Here is a 17,563-nt window from a genome sequence, read left to right on the forward strand (position 1 = left end):
AAACTAGGAGTGGAGTGATAACCATGAGAATCGTACTTCTCTCCGGTGGATCAGGCAAGAGGCTCTGGCCCTTATCCAACGATACGAGATCGAAGCAATTCCTGAAAGTACTGGAGGGTCCCGAAGGGCAGACGGAATCTATGGTGCAGCGGGTATGGAGGCAACTACAGCACACGGGGCTAAGCGAGCAGGCCACGATTGCAACGAGTAAGCCGCAGGTGGAGATTTTACGGAGTCAACTGGGCGATGAGGTAGATCTTGTCGTTGAACCGGAGCGCAGAGATACATTTCCTGCAATCGCCTTGGCAGCTGTTTATCTGTACTCGGTACAGGGTGTCAGTCTGAACGAAACAGTAGCTGTACTCCCCGTTGATCCATATGTGGAGGAATCCTTTTTCTATAAAGTTACGGAACTTGAAGGAGTGCTGAATGAGTCTGGTGCTGATTTGGCATTAATCGGGGTTAAACCCACTTATCCTTCGGAGAAATACGGTTATATTATTCCGGAGCAACATGAAACTGAAGAACACATACAATACGCCAAAGTATCCCGTTTTCAAGAGAAACCCCGTGAAGCTGAAGCGGCAGAGATGATCGAACAATCTGCCCTTTGGAATTGCGGGGTTTTTGCATTCAAGCTGAATTATCTGATTAATCTGCTGATCTCGCTTGAACTGCCAATCCAGTATGAAGAGATGCTCAAACAATATGGAAGATTACAGAAAATCAGCTTTGATTACCAGGTGGTTGAGAAGGCTAAACATATTGTGGTTACACCTTATGAGGGATATTGGAAAGATCTTGGTACATGGAATACGCTGACGGATGAGATGAGCACCCATATTGTGGGCAGAGGTGTAATGACGAACAGTTCGGTGAACACACATCTGATCAATGAATTGAACATCCCGGTGTGTGTACTGGGCGTATCGAATCTGATCGTTGCTATAAGTCCGGATGGTATTCTGGTCAGTGAGAAAGAGGCAAGTCCACAGATTAAAGAGGTTCTTAAGGATGATACTCAACGCCCTATGTATGAGGAACGCCGCTGGGGTTGTTACAAGGTGCTTGATTATACGCGTAATGACAAAGGAGAAGAGGTATTAACCAAGCGTATTATTGTTGGGGCAGATAAGAATTTTTCTTATCAATACCATCTCAAGCGAAATGAAGTATGGACAGTCGTTTCGGGACAAGGCGAAATGATTCTGGATGGTGAGCTGAGACTGCTGAATCAAGGGGATATCGTTTCCATTCTGGCAGGTAGTAAACACAGTGTGAAGGCCGTAACCGAACTTGAGATCATTGAAGTTCAGATGGGCAGTGAGCTGGTGGAAGAGGATATTGTACGAATAGAGATGGAATGGACAGATATTATCCAAAATTGCGTGAATTGGGGGAAAACAAGATGAATATTGCGGTGATTGGAACAGGGTACGTAGGTCTTGTATCGGGAGTATGCTTTTCGGAGATTGGCAATCAGGTCATCTGTGTGGACAACAATGAGGCCAAAGTAGAGATGCTCAACGAGGGCAACGTTCCCATCTATGAGCCTGGCCTCAAAGAGTTGATGGCGTCCAACATGCAAGCAGGCAAACTATCATTCACCTCCAATATTGCTGAAGCCATTAGCCAGTCGGATATTATCTTTATCGCTGTAGGTACTCCTTCTCTTCCGAGCGGCGAAGCCAACCTGAGCTATGTAGAGCAAGTAGCTATAGAGATTGGAAGCCATATTGAGAGCTACAAAATTATTGTGACCAAAAGCACCGTTCCTGTAGGCACCAATGATCGTGTCCGTGAACTGATTAGCAGTATTTCATCTCAGCCTTTCGATGTGGCTTCTGTTCCCGAGTTCCTGCGGGAAGGATCAGCGGTCAAAGATACGTTGAATCCTGACCGGATTGTCATTGGAACAAACAGTGATCGTGCGATTAAAACACTAAAGAAGCTGCATCGGCCATTGACGGAGAACTTGATCATTACGGATATTCGATCAGCCGAAATGATTAAATATGCTTCCAATGCATTTCTCGCAACCAAAATCTCATTCATCAATGAGATCTCGAATATATGTGAAAAAGTAGGGGCCGACGTTACACGAGTAGCCGAAGGCATGGGCTACGATAAGCGTATTGGAGCTTCTTTTTTGAAGGCAGGCATTGGTTATGGAGGTTCATGCTTTCCAAAAGATACACAGGCACTAATTCAGATCGCAGGCATGGTCGATTATGATTTCAGACTGTTAAAATCCGTTGTACAAGTAAACCAGGATCAACGCTTCCAGGTCATTCACAAACTGGAAGAAGCGCTGGGATCTTTAAAAGGAAAAACAATTGCAGTCTGGGGATTAGCGTTTAAACCGGAGACTGATGACGTGCGGGATGCTCCTGCGATCGATATCATTCAACATTTAAGTGATGCTGGAGCAGTAATCAAAGCCTATGATCCCATCGCAACCGCGAATTTCCGTAAAGAGGTAGATATCGCCTCCATCACGTGGGAAGAAAATCCACTTCAGGCGGCTGAAGGCGCAGACGCCTTGTGTGTGTTGACCGAATGGAAGGAATTTGCTCATATTGATTTGAATGAACTGGCCGAAATCATGAAGGATCCCATTGTGATTGATGGTCGTAATTTGTACAGTGCTGAACAGGTTCAGGCGTCTAATCTTCAATATTATTCTGTTGGTCGTCCAGGTTTGACGAAGCTGGAAGGGAAAGCGGCAGCCATCATTTAACTTCTATTCATCATCTTGAATGTGAGTGAGGAAGAACCCATGAAAAAGTGGATGAAAGTTTCGATCTGGATTGTTTCCTTTTTTGTAGTTGTTGTGTTTGGTTATGCCATATATCTCTATCAATCCGTTAAATCAACCGCTGACCAAATTTATGAGCCTCGAAATCCTGTAAAGCCCGTCTCGGTCACAGATAGCAGAGGGGGGCTACCGGTGGACATCAACAGCAAAGAGCCTTTTAATGCGCTTATTCTGGGCGTGGATGAGCGTGCAAATGATCGAGGGCGCTCAGATACCATTATCGTACTAAGTGTGAACCCGGGGAAAAAACAAGTGCTCATGTTTAATATTCCAAGGGACACACGGACAGATATTGTGGGACACAATACTGTAGATAAGATCAATCATGCTTATGCCTTCGGAGGCGTGGACATGTCGGTAAATACCGTCGAGCAATTTCTGGGAGTCCCCATTCATTATTATATGAAAGTGGATATGGAGGGCTTCGCCAAAATCATTGATCTGGTCGGCGGTGTGGATGTAAATAATCCTTTTGCATTTGATTATGAGGGCCAGCGTTATGATCAAGGGAATATTCATCTGGATGGTGTTGCAGCGCTTGGTTTTTCTAGAATGCGCTATGATGACCCGAAAGGCGATTTGGGTCGTAATGATCGACAGCGTGAGGTTCTGAAGCAGATGCTTAAGAATACGATGCAATTCTCGAGTGTACTTAATATCCAAAATATGCTTGATGAACTAGGTACTCATGTCAGAACGGATGTTACTTTTGATGAGATGAAGGAACTCCTCCTCGATTATCGCAATGATCTGGAGAATGTAGATACGGTGGAGATCCAGGGTAAAGGCGAGAAAATCAATGGAATTTATTATTACATCGTGGATCAGCAGGAAAGGGATCGCATTCACGGGATACTTGAAGAACATTTGGCGAAATAAACAGAAACAATGAAAGGCTTATGAAAGTGGTGAGGACCTTGCTTATGGAGGAGGAGTACGGAAAACGAAGGCATAAGCATAGACGTAAACAACGACCTTATGTTTATATCTTGTCACTGCTGCTGATCGCTGCCTGGGTGCTGGTGATCTGGCACTTTTCGACACAATCGTATCAGCAGCAGACCATCCAGCCTTGGCTGCATAAATGGTCTGAAAAGGTGAAGATCGGATTTGCATTACCCGATGTGCAATTCACATATGGTGAGCTTGATTATTCCTTAAGACAACGACCCTATGATTTTGTTGAGTTCATATTTCGCAAGAGTGCACATTTATTTGTATACGCTGTGCTGGCGGTGCTTATCTATGGTGGGCTGAGATATAGGAAAATGCGAATGTGGGCATGTATCGCTGCTGCCCTGACTGTAGTAGCGATGATCGCCTCCATGGATGAATATATTCAGCAGTTCAGCCCTAACCGGACGAGTTCAATCCGTGATGTCGGCGTGGATCTGCTTGGTGGATGCGGCGGAATTGCCTTATATATGGGGTTTAATTCACTTCTCAGAAGATTCAGATCTTCAAGGCGATCTTCAGTCCAAAGAAAGTGATTTCCCAGGAAATGCTGCTCGTTAGTTCCAGCTTCTACTTGCTTGCTATCCATCATAAGTATGGAAGTAGGACAAGGGGGACGGGACATGCTGCGAAGAAGGAACCGGAACGCGTTACTTAAAAAGATCGGATTCATAGCACTTGTGCTACTGCTGTTGTGGCTCATCGGCAGAACGATCCCATACCTGTTTCGGGCGGATGCACCAGACGAAGCTGCTGCCATTGCCGAAGAGTTTTACAAATATGAGCAGACGGGTGATTTCGGCAGTTCATGGGAATTGTTTCATCCGCTGATGAAAGAGCGTTTTCCCAAAAGTGCTTATTTACAGTCCAGAGCGCATATTTTCATGCAGCACTTCGGGGTGGAAACCTTTGATCTGGAGATGGAGAAGCCGGAACGGGAGTTTGACGTTACGATAATGGATGGCGTTAAACCATTTGCGGAGGCGTATCGAATTGGTGTTACCCAGAAGTTTACGGGAACCTTTGGTCAATTTAAAATCATCCAGAATTGTTATATCGTAAAGGATGGGGATGATTGGACGCTGCTTTGGTATTATCCGAAGAACGGAGATTCCGAGACCGAGCATGATAAAACCGAATGATAATATTAACACATAGTATGTACCAAATTGTATCATTTGTACTTGAAAAGGCTCTATGAATGCGAGACTTTAGTCGCATTTATAGAGCTTTTTTTGTATTTCATTTCTTTTTAAACCCTTAAGGGGTTGACATTAGTCCCAGTGTCAAGTAAATTACGAGTTAGATACAAAATGTATCAAAATTCAGCGTCTAACGACAAATAACAGGGACTTCAAGGCTCCTTGTGAGGGGAAGGAATATCATTGATCGAAATGGACCGCTTTTACTGTGTCAGTTGTGGGATGATTGTGTCGGTCGCTAGGGGCTCTGTCGAACTAAAGGAAGAGGACTGTGGAGGCAATCACGTATTTCGCACCGGATTTTATCGGAGTGAGATGCCGCTTGGATGCTGTGAAGCGTGTGTAGTTCATACGAAACGTCAGGGGAAATCCCAGTTTGCGGGACAATATACTAAAGATTATGATACACTGTGTTCATATGAGAAACGGGCATGATGTGAATGTCCGTCGATGAAGGAGGAAATGGAATGCAGCAGGAGCCGGTCGTCCGTCTTCAGGGCGTCAGTAAAATCATCTCCTCCCGATCATTGGTCAGTGACCTGACCCTGGATATTTCTCCGGGGCAGGTTTTTGGTTTTTTAGGACCCAATGGGGCGGGGAAAACAACAACGATTCGAATGATGGTGGGACTGATGTCCATTAGTCAGGGAGATATCATCATTTCGGGACACAGTGTAAAGAATGAATTTGAGCAAGCCATAGCTCAGGTGGGGGCCATTGTCGAGAATCCGGAAATGTACAAGTTTCTGACCGGATATCAGAATCTCGTTCATTTTGCCAGAATGTCGCCTGGCATTACGAAAGAACGTATTGCCGAGACGATTGAACGTGTAGGCCTTACAGCCCGCATTCATGACAAGGTAAAGACTTATTCTCTGGGTATGCGACAGCGTCTGGGTGTTGCCCAAGCCATATTACATAAACCAAAGCTATTGGTATTGGATGAGCCCACCAACGGGCTTGATCCACAGGGAATACGGGAACTTAGGGATTATTTGCGTCAGCTCTGTCAGGAGGAAGGCATCACCGTCTTTGTATCCAGCCACTTGCTGTCGGAGATGGAATTGATGTGTGATACCGTTGCAATTATCCAGAACGGCAAGCTGATTGATGTGAGAAATTTAAGAGCTGAGGCGGGGGCAGATGTCCTTACTGAAGTTTCTTTTGAGGTGAATGATGCACCGCGTGCAGCTGAACTGATTAGTGAAGCTACAGTTCAGGGCAATGCTATTGTGATCCGGTTATCCCGTGAGCAGATTCCGGACTTCAATGCGAGGCTGGTCAGTGAAGGCTTCCAGGTATACGGTATCCGTAACGTTACCCATACGCTGGAAGATCAATTTTTGCAAGTAACTGGGGGTGGCAGCATTGGGTAATTTCGGTAATCTCATACTGAATGAAAACATGAAAATTTTCCGTCGTCCGCGTACCTGGATTATGTTATCCATTCTGGCATTAATTACACTGTTGCTACCAGTTCTGCTCAATGAAGGCATGGGGTCCAGTGAGGTTCCATACTGGCAAGCGGCGATTACAACCGTTCAGGTCGTCTTTTTCCTGAATACCATCTTCTGTGTTGTCATTGCAGCTGAAGCGGTGGCCGGAGAATTCACCTGGGGAACCATCAAGCTACTGCTGATCCGTCCGTGGTCACGCAGCAAAATACTGGCATCCAAATATTTGACCGTGATTGGATTCAGTATCCTGAGTACGTTACTTGTTGTTATTCTGGCAACTGTAATGTCGTATCTGCTGTTCTCCCATTCCGCAGTTCAGGATGGAAGTGGTGCTTCTGCGTCACACGCATTTGCATTATGGGGATATCTGTACGTTGACTTGTTTATTACACTCGCTATAGCCTTTATGGTCTCCTCCGTGTTTCGTTCGGGAGCTCTGGCAATCGGGCTGTCTCTGTTTATCATGTTTACACAGAATTTGTTCTCGCTGATCTTCAACCCCGAACGGTACGATTGGGCCAAGTATGTTCTGTTTAATAACATGGATCTTAGTCGATACATGGGTTCAGCAACAGACTTGGGATTACTGGGTGGAGGCAATGCAGGCATGACACTTGGTTTTTCTGTTGCCGTGCTAGCTGTATATTATGTTATTTTCATGGTGATCTCATGGGTTGTATTCAACAAAAGAGATGTGGCAGGCTAACCGCCTGCTTCTTTTTTTTTTTGCCCAATTTCTCTTTCGAAGTGGAAAAGAGAGTATATTCAGCATCCGCTGTGGCATGACTAGCATTTGAGGGTACATATATTACAAGAGAATACCGCTTGGATTGGAACATGCTGCCCAAGCTGTAGTAAGTTGCATTGATTACATACATATTATCGCCGCAGTCGTATTTGGCAGAGCAGCGTATGGAGGGATCACGTTTCTTGATAAACAACAAGTTTTACCGTGTATGCACAGCAATAATTTTGCTGCTGCTCATCGTGTATTTGGGGGATAAAGTTAATTTTATTTTCACCCCCCTGACCTCGCTGATTCACATCATCATCATCCCGCTGCTGATTGCTGGTTTTTTCTATTATCTGCTGCGTCCGCTCGTCGACTATATGGAACGGCACAAACTGAAGCGTGCGCTGTCAGTCCTTATCATTTACGTGGTGATTGCGCTGATTATAGCAGGATTCAGTGTGGTTGTATGGCCTTCACTGCGGGAACAAATATTGAATTTTGTGGAGAATGCTCCATCTTTGGTCACTTCGCTCAGCGATCAGTTGGCTGAATTCGAAAGGAGCGGTTTCCTTTCAAAATATTTACCTAAGGATTCCGATCTCTTCTCGCGCTTTTCTGATTTTCTGAGTCAAGGGATTGCCCAGGTAACGGATTATGTATCCGGGCTATTCTCGGTCGTATCCAATCTGGTTATCATTCTGGCGACGTTTCCGATCATGCTGTATTACATGCTCAAGGAAGGCAGCAAATTCGGAACCAATCTCACACTGTTGCTCCCGAGACGTTACCGTAAGGATGGAGAAGAGACGGTCCATGAAATCGATGAAGCTTTAAGCAGCTATATTGTAGGGCGTGTCATTGTTAATGTAGCTCTGGGCATTCTGATGTACATTGGTTTTCTCATCTTGGGTTTGCCTTATGCGTTACTACTAACCGCCGTATCCGTTATTCTGAACTTTATCCCCTATGTGGGGGCTTTGCTCGCTGCTATTCCGGTTGTCATTGTGGGGTTCATTGAATCACCTTCGATGGCGATCTGGTCACTGGTCATCATTGTGATTGCACAGCAAATTCAGGATAACCTGATCTCACCTTACGTCTATGGCAAGCAGCTCGATATTCATCCGCTGACTACCGTTATCTTATTGCTCGTGGGTGCGGACTTGGGAAACATCCTGGGTATGATTATTGTTATTCCGTTATATATGATCCTAAAAATTATAGTTCGCAAAATCCATTATCGGATTGTCGAAGATAAGACTGAACTTTGAATGGAATTTGAATAATACAACGCTGTCATGTGCCTCCACTAAGCTCTTGAATCACATAGATAAGCTCATCAGGATAAGCCGCATATCAATGGTGAAGGGTCAGGTAAGCTTGCCCTCGCGATGGATATGCGGCTTTATGCATAATAGGCTGCTCAAAATGTGGGTGAGCCAAAATAACTAATATACTCGTGATATAAACCCAGCATCAATCCCCCTTGTACTTACACTTCATTATTTCATACGTATTGCTCACTCATGTTCTATCTGTTATACTTGATATATAACAGACGATAAAAAGAAGGTGAACTCTTGATTATTCAACTTGATATGCAATCCGAACTTCCCATCTATTCACAACTTGTTCATCAAATTATCGAAGGGATTGCTAGTGGTGAGTTACAGCTAGGTGAGGCGCTACCTTCGGTTCGGAATTTGGCAGCAGATATTGGTGTTAACCTTCATACGGTCAACAAGGCTTATACACTACTCAAGCAAGATGGATACATTCTAATTCATAGACAAAAGGGAGTCGTAGTAAACCCTGATGGAATGCCTGATTTAACGGAAGATTTTTTGAAAAAGCAGCAAAGAGAATTAAGACCGATTATTGCCGAAGCGATATGTCGCGGAATGACCAAAGAGGAACTATCTGCGGTATTAGACCAAATGTATGATGATGTTAAGATGGGTCACAACAAAGAATAAAAGAATCAAGGGAGTGTGTGATGTATGCAACTATTTAGTATATTACCTATAATTTTAATCTTTGCTCCATTAGCCTTACTTCTATCCTTTGCACCATATGTGACAAGGGAAACCATTAGCTTTGGGGTTACGGTAAGTGAATATAATTACTACACACCAATCTTACGTAAGCTACGGAGTACGTTTGCTACAGTAAGTCTGATTGGGAACGGGATTGTTATACTTGTCTGTCTGTATTTACTCCGATCTACTAATGAAGAATCTACCGCAATGATCATCGGTGTTTGCACAGTGATATTCATTGTGTACTGGGCAGCACTAAACATGTTATTTCATTTCAAGATGAAAAAGCTAAAGGGAACACTTACAAATGTAGAAGCACCTCAACGGGTTAAAATTGATACCACCTTCCGCCAAAACAAGCTAACCTATTCCAACTATTGGTTTCTCATTCACATTGCTATTATTGTAGCTATTGCGATCATTTCGATCGTGAATTATGAGGCACTACCTAACATCATTCCAATAAAATATGATCTTCAGGGCAATGTCACTTCCAGTGTGCCTAAAACCTACCTTTCGGTACTGGCTATTAATCTTGTACAGCTAGGAATCATTGCACTTATGATGTTGGTGAACTGGAGTATTAAAACCAGCAAACAACAGCTTACCACTTCTGATCCAGCCCAATTTGCTGCTAAAAATATTCAATTCCGCCGTAAATGGTCCCTATTTACGATAATAACGGGTTTACTTCTTACCATTTTATTTGCCTTCATTCAGATAAATATGTTCGTCCCTAATTTGGTTTTGTTAACAGCTATTAGCTTCATCTTCCCTGTGGTGATCGTCTTAGGCGCTGTAATGCTGTCTCTCACAGGCAGACAAGGCGGTGGGGAAATTCGTAGTCATCAAAAGGATCGCGAACGATCTAAGGAGCAGCCTGTGAATGATGATGATTATTGGAAGCTTGGTTTTATTTACTTTAATGCCAATGATCCTTCTTTTACCGTAGAAAAACGTTATGGAATAGGCTGGACGATTAACTTCGCTCGTCCACTATCTTGGGTCCTGTTTTTAGTTCTCATTGCTATAGTTGTTATAAGTATAGTCCTGAGCCAATAAATGCTCATGTATCTATATATATAATAAAAAATATTAGGAGGAGTTATTACGATGAACAATTGGAAAAAGCTATTCCTTTCTCTTAGTTTCGTATGTCTTATCCTGCCAGTAACATCCATCTCAGCAGTTACTGAAGAGCCCGCTGGTAGTGAAAATCTGGTTCCTATTCGTGAGATTGCAGAAAAGAATGCGGCAGAGGTATCATGGCAACAAAAAACAGGACAAATCACAATACGAAAAAATGAACTTACTATTGTAGTTAAGGTAGGAGAGAAACAGGCGATTGTGAATGGGCAAGTCGTACCCTTAGACAATCCTATTCAGTTAACGAAAGGAGTTACCTTTATGGATGGGGGATTTCTTACCGAGGCACTGAAGGTAGCACCTGAAGATATATTCATTTCACGTATAAGTGAGGGCGATGGCAAGGAGGCTGCTAAGTATGTTCATACCTCTGTGAGTGGAGTGTTGTCACCCACGATGTTGAGTCAGCTATGGGCAGCATTAGAAGGTCAAAATGGCAAAATTACAAGTAAAGCCATAGCTAAACACGTAGAAAATAACACAGTGCATCGCAATGTCACTTATACTTTTAAGACAGAGCTTACGAGTTTAAATATTACGGTCAGAATGAATCACAACGGACTTGTGGATGACTTATATATTGCCGCCGCTACTCCTAATGGTTATCAAAAACCAAGTTACGACGACCCATCTACCTATACAGAACAAGACATTACGGTTGGTCAGGGTGATTTAGCTTTACCAGGGACACTAACCTTGCCCAAGGGAGAGGGGCCTTTCCCAGTTGTAATTCTGGTACACGGATCCGGGCCTAACAATCAAGATGCTGCCATTGGTGGTGCAAAGCCATTTCGCGATCTTGCGGTAGGTTTAGCTTCACAAGGAGTTGCTGTATTAAGATACGATAAGGTCACGTATGAGCATACCTATAAGGTTGCTTCGCAGCCTAAATTCACATTAAAACAAGAAAGCGTAGATCAGGTAACCGATGCAGTAGAATTACTTAAAAAGAATACACATATTGATTCTACAGCGATTTTTGTAGCTGGACATAGTCAGGGCGGGTTTGCATTACCGTTAATCATTGCTGAGGATAAACAACATGATATTTCAGGAAGTATTCTACTTGCTGCACCAAGTAGTAGCTTTGTGGATGTGCTTACCGAGCAGCAGGACGAATTGATAGATCGGATGAAGCAGCTTGGCTTGGACACTGAGATTATTAAAGAACAAGCGGATTTTTATAAAAAAGTTGCTGCAATAGTTAAAGATCCTAAATATTCTGTAGATCATCTTCCTGAGGCGTTTCCACTTCAACCTGCTTATTGGTGGTTTGAGCAGAGAGATTACGTGCCTGCGGAACTGGCTAAAACACAAAATACCCCTATGCTTATTATACAAGGCGAAAATGATGTGCAAGTGTCTATGAATCAATTCCAACACTGGAAATTGGCTCTTCAAGATCATTCCAATGTAACGTACAATAGCTATCCAAAGGTAAATCATATTTTATCTAGCTATGATGGACTCTCGATTGGTCAAGAGTACGCTGAGCCATCTAATGTTTCCAAAGCCATCATTGATGATATTGCGAAGTGGGTATTAAAATCAAACTAAAAAACGGGACGGTAAGTTCCATTATTGGTTGAGTGATAACCCTGGGGAAGTGACACGTTGAGCGGGAAATAATAAGAAGAGCACTTACCGATGTAGGCAAGTGCTCTTCTTATTATTTATGAAGTTGCTTTATTTAGCCCAATTAGGCCTCTTTCTCATCTTCATCGGCGTAGTCGGACATGGTCAGTGGTTCCTTCGGAACAACAGCGACTTTGTAGAAACGATTCTTGTCTTTTTCCAGCAAAACAAAAATCAGATTCTCGAACTCATATTCTTCCTGTTCATTCATCTCTGGACGATGGCTATAAAGCCATCCGCCAATGGTGTCCCATTCGTCAGCATCGAGGTTTGAGGTGAACATGTCGTTTACCTTGGACAAGGATACCTTGCCATCCATAATCACATAGTTCTCATTGATGACTTGAATATCTTCCACTTCATCTGCGTCGAACTCATCTCGGATTTCCCCGACGATCTGTTCAAGCACATCTTCAATTGTTACGATCCCGGATGTACCTCCATATTCATCGACCAGCACGGCAATATGCACGCCATCTTTCTGCATCTTTTTCAGCAGGTCCTTAACGGGAGTCGTTTCGTGAACAGCCGATACAGGCTGAATCAGGGAAGATAGATCGACGGGTTCTTCGTTTCCATATAATTCCAAGAAAAATTGTTTGGTATTAATAATACCGATAATATCGTCTTTGCTCTCATTCACCACTGGAAAACGGGTGTATTGCTCTTGACGGATAATATCCAGATTTTCCTCGTTCGATCTATTGACATAAAGGCAGACCATATCAGTCCGGGGTACCATGATTTCTTTGGCGAGCATTTCATCAAAAGCAAAAATCCGGCTTACATAACCGAACTCGGCTTGGTTTATTTTACCACTTTCAAAGCTTTCATTAATAATGATCTGCAACTCTTCTTCGGAGTGTGCATCTTCATGTTCAGAAGCAGGTTTGATTCCGAACAGTTTCACCAGTTGGTTCGCTGAGCCGTTTAACAGCCAGATAAAAGGATACATAATTCGGTTAAACCAGATGATAGGTGTAGACGTCAGCAGTGCAACAGTCTCGGCTTTCCGGATTGCAATCGTTTTTGGAGCGAGCTCACCAACCACAACATGCAGATACGTGATGGAAGCAAACGCGATAACAAACGATAAGAATGAAGAAACCGCCTCAGGAATTTGCAAACTTTCGAACACAGGATGGAGAATCTTCTCTACCGTCGGTTCACCCAGCCAGCCCAATCCCAGAGATGTGATCGTGATTCCAAGCTGACAGGCGGACAAATAGCCATCCAGATTGGCAACGGCCTGTTTCACAGCCAGCGCACGCTTGTTTCCTTCTGCAATCATTTGGTCGATCCGGCTCGGACGAACTCGTACCAGAGCGAACTCCACTGCAACAAAAAAAGCCGAAAGTCCTATCAAAAACGCAACCAATACTAAATTTAACGCATACCTCTCACTTTCCATTCACTGCTCTTCTCCTTTAAGTAATAAGTTTTTAACGAATATTATATCTAATTTTACGTAAGAAGACCACCTTCCGGTCAAGAAAAGAGGAAGAGTCTGGAAGGCAAAGTGTGCGAAATGGCGATGGAGTGCTGATCCGCTGACTGGGAAGAAGCATATGTAGAAGGAAACACAGTCAGAATATACAACACCGAAGCATGGAATGAAATGGTTTAGTGCTTTTGCTGATCAGCTTTGTATGTAAAATTTTATCTAAGCAAACGTTACGAACAGGGCATACATTGGGTATCTAATGATTAGCTAAAGGCTTTATCGTCAAAGCTTATACAGCGAGAGAGAACGGCAGGGTTACACCTTGCCATGAGGAGGAAGCCGAATGTTTTGGCTGGTCATTATATTGCTCGTATTTACTTTTCAGGCAGCCACTATTCTGTTGCTGGAATTCCGCAATCCGGCGAAAGCTGTGGCATGGCTTTTTATTTTATTCTGTGTACCTTTGATCGGCTTTGTTGTGTATTATTTTGTGGCCCAAGACTATAACAAACGCAAGAAGGTGCGTAAAGGCGGTTCGCGTATCTTTCGTGAAATACGGGAAACGATCTGGGAGCAGGCTCATATTATTGATCATGCCGATCAGATGTCTGGCGGCCGATACACCCATCAGCACCGTTTGTTCAACATGCTGTCACACCTGTCTGAGAGCCCAATTACAGGCTGCAATCGGAGTCAAGTACTTACGAATGGTGAAGAGACATTTGAAGCCATGTTGAGGGCAATGGGGCAGGCAGAGCACCATCTGCATGTTGAATTTTATATTTTTCGGGATGATGTCATCAGTACCAAGTTTCAGGAAGTGATGATTCGCAAGGCGAAAGAAGGCGTCAAAGTGCGGTTGATCTGCGATGGACTCGGCAGTCACAAGATGAGCTGGAGCTTTATTCGCAAGTTTCAGGATGCAGGCGTGGAATTTCATTATTTTCTGCCGCCGCTTATTGCAACGATTGACCGAAGGGTGAACTACCGGAATCACCGTAAAATTGTGGTGGTGGATGGAAGGATTGGATTTGTGGGTGGAATTAACATAGGAGACGATTATCTCGGACAATATCCGGAGGTTGGATTCTGGCGTGATACCCATGTACAGATCGAGGGAGATGCCGTATATTTCCTGCAAAATACGTTCCTGAACGACTGGAAACTCGCTTCCGGCGAGCAGATTACAGAGCCTCAACTGACAGAACTGTTCCCACCACATATTTGCAGCGGAGAAGAACGGATTCAGATTCTGTCCAGTGGACCGGATCAGGACTGGGATGCCATTCAGGAAATGTGCTTTGGTGCGATTTCCGTGGCTTGCGAGCGCATATACATCACAACACCCTATTTCATTCCCGATCCCGCATTGTATGAAGCAATCAAAACGGCCGCTGTCAGTGGCGTGGATGTGAAAATCATCATTCCGTATCAATCGGATTCCCGACTTGTGCATTGGGCCTCAATGTCCTATGTAGAAGAATTGTTGCGTGCCGGAGTGAAGTTCTATCAATATCGTAAAGGTTTTGTGCATGCCAAGGTCCTGATTGTGGATGAATTGCTTGCAACGGTAGGCACAGCCAATATGGATATGCGCAGCTTTTTCTGCAATTTCGAGTTGACCGCCGTGTTGTTTGATACTTCATCCATGGATCGGCTGACTGAGGACTTTGAACGTGATCTGGATCAATGCAGCCAGATTGAAGTGAAGGTGTTTCAGCGGCGTTCACGGTGGCAAAAAGGGGCAGAAATCCTTTCTCGCATGCTTTCTCCGCTGCTTTAGCCGTTATAGGGCGAATTTCTCAAGATAAGTTCACTTTTTGTGAATTTATCTTCTTTTTGCTAACTATTTTGCTCAAATTTGATCTTTTATGATATAATGTTTATATAAATTATGTCTTGGCGAAGGAGGGGAGTCTGCGGGATAACAGGCTCCCTTTTGCTCTCTTTTGGAAGTGTTAACCGGAATTAAGACATACTTGAATACATTTCATATAGCCTTTAGGTGCTTTGATAACGGGGTGCATATCGCATTAGGACGGTGTTGTTCTTCTGTATGCAGGGTTCCTCTCGGGTACTTAAATGATTTATGAAATGGATTCACATATTGATCATAACGGGGGGATACGATGTCCAATGTATCGGTTAAAGAACTAACATCCAAGCCGGACCGCAATGTTAAAAGCTCGGTGTTTTCACTGAAGCTTCTGCAGCGCATTGTGATGATTCTGGTCGGTGCTGCACTGATGGCTGTGTCACTCGAAGTATTTCTCGTGCCGAATGGCGTTATTGATGGCGGAATAACAGGGATCTCGATTATGGTGTCAGAGCTTACGAATCTGCCACTCGGAATGTTCCTAACCTTGCTTAACTTGCCTTTCCTCATTCTGGGATATAAACAAATTGGTAAAACGTTTGCGTTATCTACACTGCTCGGAATCGTCGTGATGTCCATTGGAACGTCATTGCTACACCATGTTCCTGCACTGACACCAGGTGAACCACTGCTTGGAGCTGTATTTGGCGGATTGATCTTGGGTGTCGGTGTTGGTCTCGTCATTCGTTCCGGCGGTTCACTGGATGGTACGGAGATTGTCGCCATTCTGCTGAGTGAGAAATCACCATTGTCTGTAGGTCAGATCGTACTGTTCATTAACGTATTTATTTTTGCTGGTGCAGGTTTTGTATTTGGCTGGCCAAACGCCCTGTATTCCATGATTGCCTATTATATTGCAATGAAGATGATTGATATTGTGAATGAAGGATTGGATCAATCCAAATCGGTATGGATTATTAGCGAGAAGTATCGTGATATTGGTTCAGCGTTGACCGATCGTCTTGGTCGTGGCGTCACTTATCTTGATGGAGAAGGCGGCTTCAGCGGAGATGAGAAGAAAATTATCTTTGTGGTTATTACCCGTTTGGAAGAAGCGAAGCTGAAATCCATTGTTGAAGATTGGGACCCGCATGCCTTTGTGGCGATTGGTAACATTCACGATGTGAAGGGCGGACGTTTCAAGAAAAAAGGTATACATTAGCGAATCTCATCGCACATAAACAGAAAAATAGCCGGTACCCTTGGTTTGAACTGCTCCCCGTCAAGTAGACAGTAGAAAAACAAAACTTTCTACGGCTACTATGAGGGGAGTTTTTCAGTTTGAGGGTGACCGGCTATTTTTGTTTTAAATGCTGGATAATCAGTTCAACAGGCTGGGGCTCGAGAGCTGCAATCAGGTCCCCGGTCTGCGTCAGGCGTTCCACGATGTTCATTAAGTGGTAATCCTTGACCGAAACGTTGCTCCGAACCTCATCCCATGTGAGTGGAGTGGACACCGTACCGCCTGGTTTGGCGCGGGGAGTGTAGGGAGCTGCGAGCGTTTTGCCACCATAATGCTGGAGGTAATCGAAATAAATGCGGTCCCCTCGGTCTTTTTTAAGACGCTCCAGTGTAAATAGATCCGGATGTTTTTGAGTGACATATTTGCCTACAAAATAACCGATGTCCCTTAACTCATCGAAGGTTACACCTTGGTGAATCGGAACAATAATCTGTACACCTGTGGCCCCAGAAGTCTTTGGTACCGATCGTAAACCCAGCGAAGTCAGCGTTTCGCCCACAATTAGGGCGGCCTGCATGATGCGAGGTTCTTCTTCCTGGGAAGGATCAAGATCAATCATCCACTCACAAGGAAGATGGCTGCCTACGGCATGCAGGGAAGGGTGAAACTCCAGAGCAGCCAAATTCCCAAGCCATAGCAGGTCTGGAAGGTCGTTCATCACCACATATCGTATCCCCTCATGCACTTCGGTTCGTACAAACTCCGGAACGGGCTCTGGAGCATTTTTCTGATAGAAAAACTCACCGCCTGCACCATGGGGATAACGTATTGTAGTAAGCAACCGATTTCGCGTGTAAGTCAGCAGATAGGGAGCCAGAGCCGCCAACTTTTGCAAATAGATGGCCTTGGTTACACCTGCTTCGGGCCATAACAGCTTGTCTGGATTGGTCACTGTAAGTTCCATTCCATTAATGGTTATGGTTCCCTTGATCGAACGGGGCATGAAGAACACCTCCTGTAGTGAACAAGTATGATTTTAAAGGGGAAGAGAAAGCCCTCTTACTATCTCAAGCGGA

The 17,563-nt window shown here is 44.1% G+C and carries 15 protein-coding genes; 13 read left to right on the forward strand and 2 right to left on the reverse strand.

The window, feature by feature from the left end; genetic code table 11:
• Window positions 1-23: 23 nt before the first annotated feature.
• The 11 genes from P5G61_RS04215 to P5G61_RS04265 all read left to right on the forward strand — a co-directional run bounded on the left by P5G61_RS04215 (window position 24) and on the right by P5G61_RS04265 (window position 11,906).
• On the forward strand, window positions 24-1,412 hold the full coding sequence (locus P5G61_RS04215) for a sugar phosphate nucleotidyltransferase (RefSeq protein ID WP_301244797.1): 1,389 nt from the start codon (window positions 24-26) through the stop codon (window positions 1,410-1,412).
• On the forward strand, window positions 1,409-2,740 hold the full coding sequence (locus tag P5G61_RS04220) for a UDP-glucose dehydrogenase family protein (protein WP_301244799.1): 1,332 nt from the start codon (window positions 1,409-1,411) through the stop codon (window positions 2,738-2,740). The genes P5G61_RS04215 and P5G61_RS04220 overlap by 4 nt, the downstream gene beginning before the upstream one ends.
• Before the next feature lie 39 nt (window positions 2,741-2,779).
• On the forward strand, window positions 2,780-3,697 hold the full coding sequence (locus tag P5G61_RS04225; RefSeq protein WP_301244801.1) for an LCP family glycopolymer transferase: 918 nt from the start codon (window positions 2,780-2,782) through the stop codon (window positions 3,695-3,697).
• A gap of 44 nt (window positions 3,698-3,741) precedes the next feature.
• Window positions 3,742-4,308 carry a VanZ family protein gene (locus P5G61_RS04230; RefSeq protein ID WP_301244803.1) on the forward strand — a complete coding sequence of 189 codons (567 nt, stop codon included), beginning with the start codon at window positions 3,742-3,744 and terminating at the stop codon, window positions 4,306-4,308.
• Between the two features lie 87 nt (window positions 4,309-4,395).
• Window positions 4,396-4,914 (forward strand): hypothetical protein, encoded by a 519-nt coding sequence (locus tag P5G61_RS04235; protein ID WP_301244805.1) that lies wholly within the window; start codon window positions 4,396-4,398, stop codon window positions 4,912-4,914.
• Between the two features lie 527 nt (window positions 4,915-5,441).
• A complete protein-coding gene (locus P5G61_RS04240; RefSeq protein WP_301244807.1) occupies window positions 5,442-6,350 on the forward strand; it encodes an ABC transporter ATP-binding protein in 909 nt (302 codons plus the stop codon).
• The gene (locus P5G61_RS04245; RefSeq protein ID WP_301245239.1) at window positions 6,343-7,137 is read left to right on the forward strand and encodes an ABC transporter permease; all 795 of its coding nucleotides are present in this window, start codon (window positions 6,343-6,345) and stop codon (window positions 7,135-7,137) included. The genes P5G61_RS04240 and P5G61_RS04245 overlap by 8 nt, the downstream gene beginning before the upstream one ends.
• Before the next feature lie 224 nt (window positions 7,138-7,361).
• Entirely contained in the window at window positions 7,362-8,435 is a 1,074-nt protein-coding gene (locus tag P5G61_RS04250; protein ID WP_301244809.1) for an AI-2E family transporter, read from the forward strand.
• Between the two features lie 309 nt (window positions 8,436-8,744).
• The gene (locus P5G61_RS04255; protein ID WP_301244811.1) at window positions 8,745-9,140 is read left to right on the forward strand and encodes a GntR family transcriptional regulator; all 396 of its coding nucleotides are present in this window, start codon (window positions 8,745-8,747) and stop codon (window positions 9,138-9,140) included.
• A 342-nt stretch (window positions 9,141-9,482) separates the two neighbouring features.
• Window positions 9,483-10,265 (forward strand): DUF1648 domain-containing protein, encoded by a 783-nt coding sequence (locus P5G61_RS04260; protein WP_301244813.1) that lies wholly within the window; start codon window positions 9,483-9,485, stop codon window positions 10,263-10,265.
• A 51-nt stretch (window positions 10,266-10,316) separates the two neighbouring features.
• On the forward strand, window positions 10,317-11,906 hold the full coding sequence (locus P5G61_RS04265) for an alpha/beta hydrolase family protein (protein WP_301244815.1): 1,590 nt from the start codon (window positions 10,317-10,319) through the stop codon (window positions 11,904-11,906).
• A 142-nt stretch (window positions 11,907-12,048) separates the two neighbouring features.
• On the opposite strand, the gene P5G61_RS04270 is transcribed toward P5G61_RS04265, so the two are convergent.
• Window positions 12,049-13,395: a hemolysin family protein gene (locus P5G61_RS04270; RefSeq protein WP_301244817.1), complete on the reverse strand. Its 1,347-nt coding sequence runs from the start codon at window positions 13,393-13,395 to the stop codon at window positions 12,049-12,051.
• A 376-nt stretch (window positions 13,396-13,771) separates the two neighbouring features.
• Between P5G61_RS04270 and cls the strand changes: the two genes are divergently transcribed.
• Together cls and P5G61_RS04280 are read left to right on the forward strand one after the other, a co-directional pair.
• Window positions 13,772-15,211: a cardiolipin synthase gene (cls, locus tag P5G61_RS04275; RefSeq protein ID WP_301244819.1), complete on the forward strand. Its 1,440-nt coding sequence runs from the start codon at window positions 13,772-13,774 to the stop codon at window positions 15,209-15,211.
• A gap of 346 nt (window positions 15,212-15,557) precedes the next feature.
• Window positions 15,558-16,466 carry a YitT family protein gene (locus P5G61_RS04280; protein WP_079350919.1) on the forward strand — a complete coding sequence of 303 codons (909 nt, stop codon included), beginning with the start codon at window positions 15,558-15,560 and terminating at the stop codon, window positions 16,464-16,466.
• A 133-nt stretch (window positions 16,467-16,599) separates the two neighbouring features.
• Here P5G61_RS04280 and ligD read toward each other — a convergent pair whose 3' ends face one another.
• On the reverse strand, window positions 16,600-17,490 hold the full coding sequence (ligD, locus tag P5G61_RS04285) for a non-homologous end-joining DNA ligase (RefSeq protein WP_301244822.1): 891 nt from the start codon (window positions 17,488-17,490) through the stop codon (window positions 16,600-16,602).
• Between the last annotated feature and the right edge of the window lie 73 nt (window positions 17,491-17,563).

The organism is Paenibacillus vandeheii (assembly GCF_030433635.1).
GTDB classification, from domain to species: Bacteria; Bacillota; Bacilli; order Paenibacillales; family Paenibacillaceae; genus Paenibacillus; species Paenibacillus vandeheii.

What these genes read in the sequence shown, in the direction of transcription:
- P5G61_RS04215 (WP_301244797.1), top strand. Translation starts at nt 24, where the DNA reads ATGAGAATCGTACTTCTCTCCGGTGGATCAGGCAAGAGGCTCTGGCCC.
- P5G61_RS04220 (WP_301244799.1), top strand. Translation starts at nt 1,409, where the DNA reads ATGAATATTGCGGTGATTGGAACAGGGTACGTAGGTCTTGTATCGGGA.
- P5G61_RS04225 (WP_301244801.1), top strand. Translation starts at nt 2,780, where the DNA reads ATGAAAAAGTGGATGAAAGTTTCGATCTGGATTGTTTCCTTTTTTGTA.
- P5G61_RS04230 (WP_301244803.1), top strand. Translation starts at nt 3,742, where the DNA reads ATGGAGGAGGAGTACGGAAAACGAAGGCATAAGCATAGACGTAAACAA.
- P5G61_RS04235 (WP_301244805.1), top strand. Translation starts at nt 4,396, where the DNA reads ATGCTGCGAAGAAGGAACCGGAACGCGTTACTTAAAAAGATCGGATTC.
- P5G61_RS04240 (WP_301244807.1), top strand. Translation starts at nt 5,442, where the DNA reads ATGCAGCAGGAGCCGGTCGTCCGTCTTCAGGGCGTCAGTAAAATCATC.
- P5G61_RS04260 (WP_301244813.1), top strand. Translation starts at nt 9,483, where the DNA reads ATGAAAAAGCTAAAGGGAACACTTACAAATGTAGAAGCACCTCAACGG.
- P5G61_RS04265 (WP_301244815.1), top strand. Translation starts at nt 10,317, where the DNA reads ATGAACAATTGGAAAAAGCTATTCCTTTCTCTTAGTTTCGTATGTCTT.
- P5G61_RS04270 (WP_301244817.1), bottom strand. Translation starts at nt 13,395, where the DNA reads ATGGAAAGTGAGAGGTATGCGTTAAATTTAGTATTGGTTGCGTTTTTG.
- cls (WP_301244819.1), top strand. Translation starts at nt 13,772, where the DNA reads ATGTTTTGGCTGGTCATTATATTGCTCGTATTTACTTTTCAGGCAGCC.
- P5G61_RS04280 (WP_079350919.1), top strand. Translation starts at nt 15,558, where the DNA reads ATGTCCAATGTATCGGTTAAAGAACTAACATCCAAGCCGGACCGCAAT.
- ligD (WP_301244822.1), bottom strand. Translation starts at nt 17,490, where the DNA reads ATGCCCCGTTCGATCAAGGGAACCATAACCATTAATGGAATGGAACTT.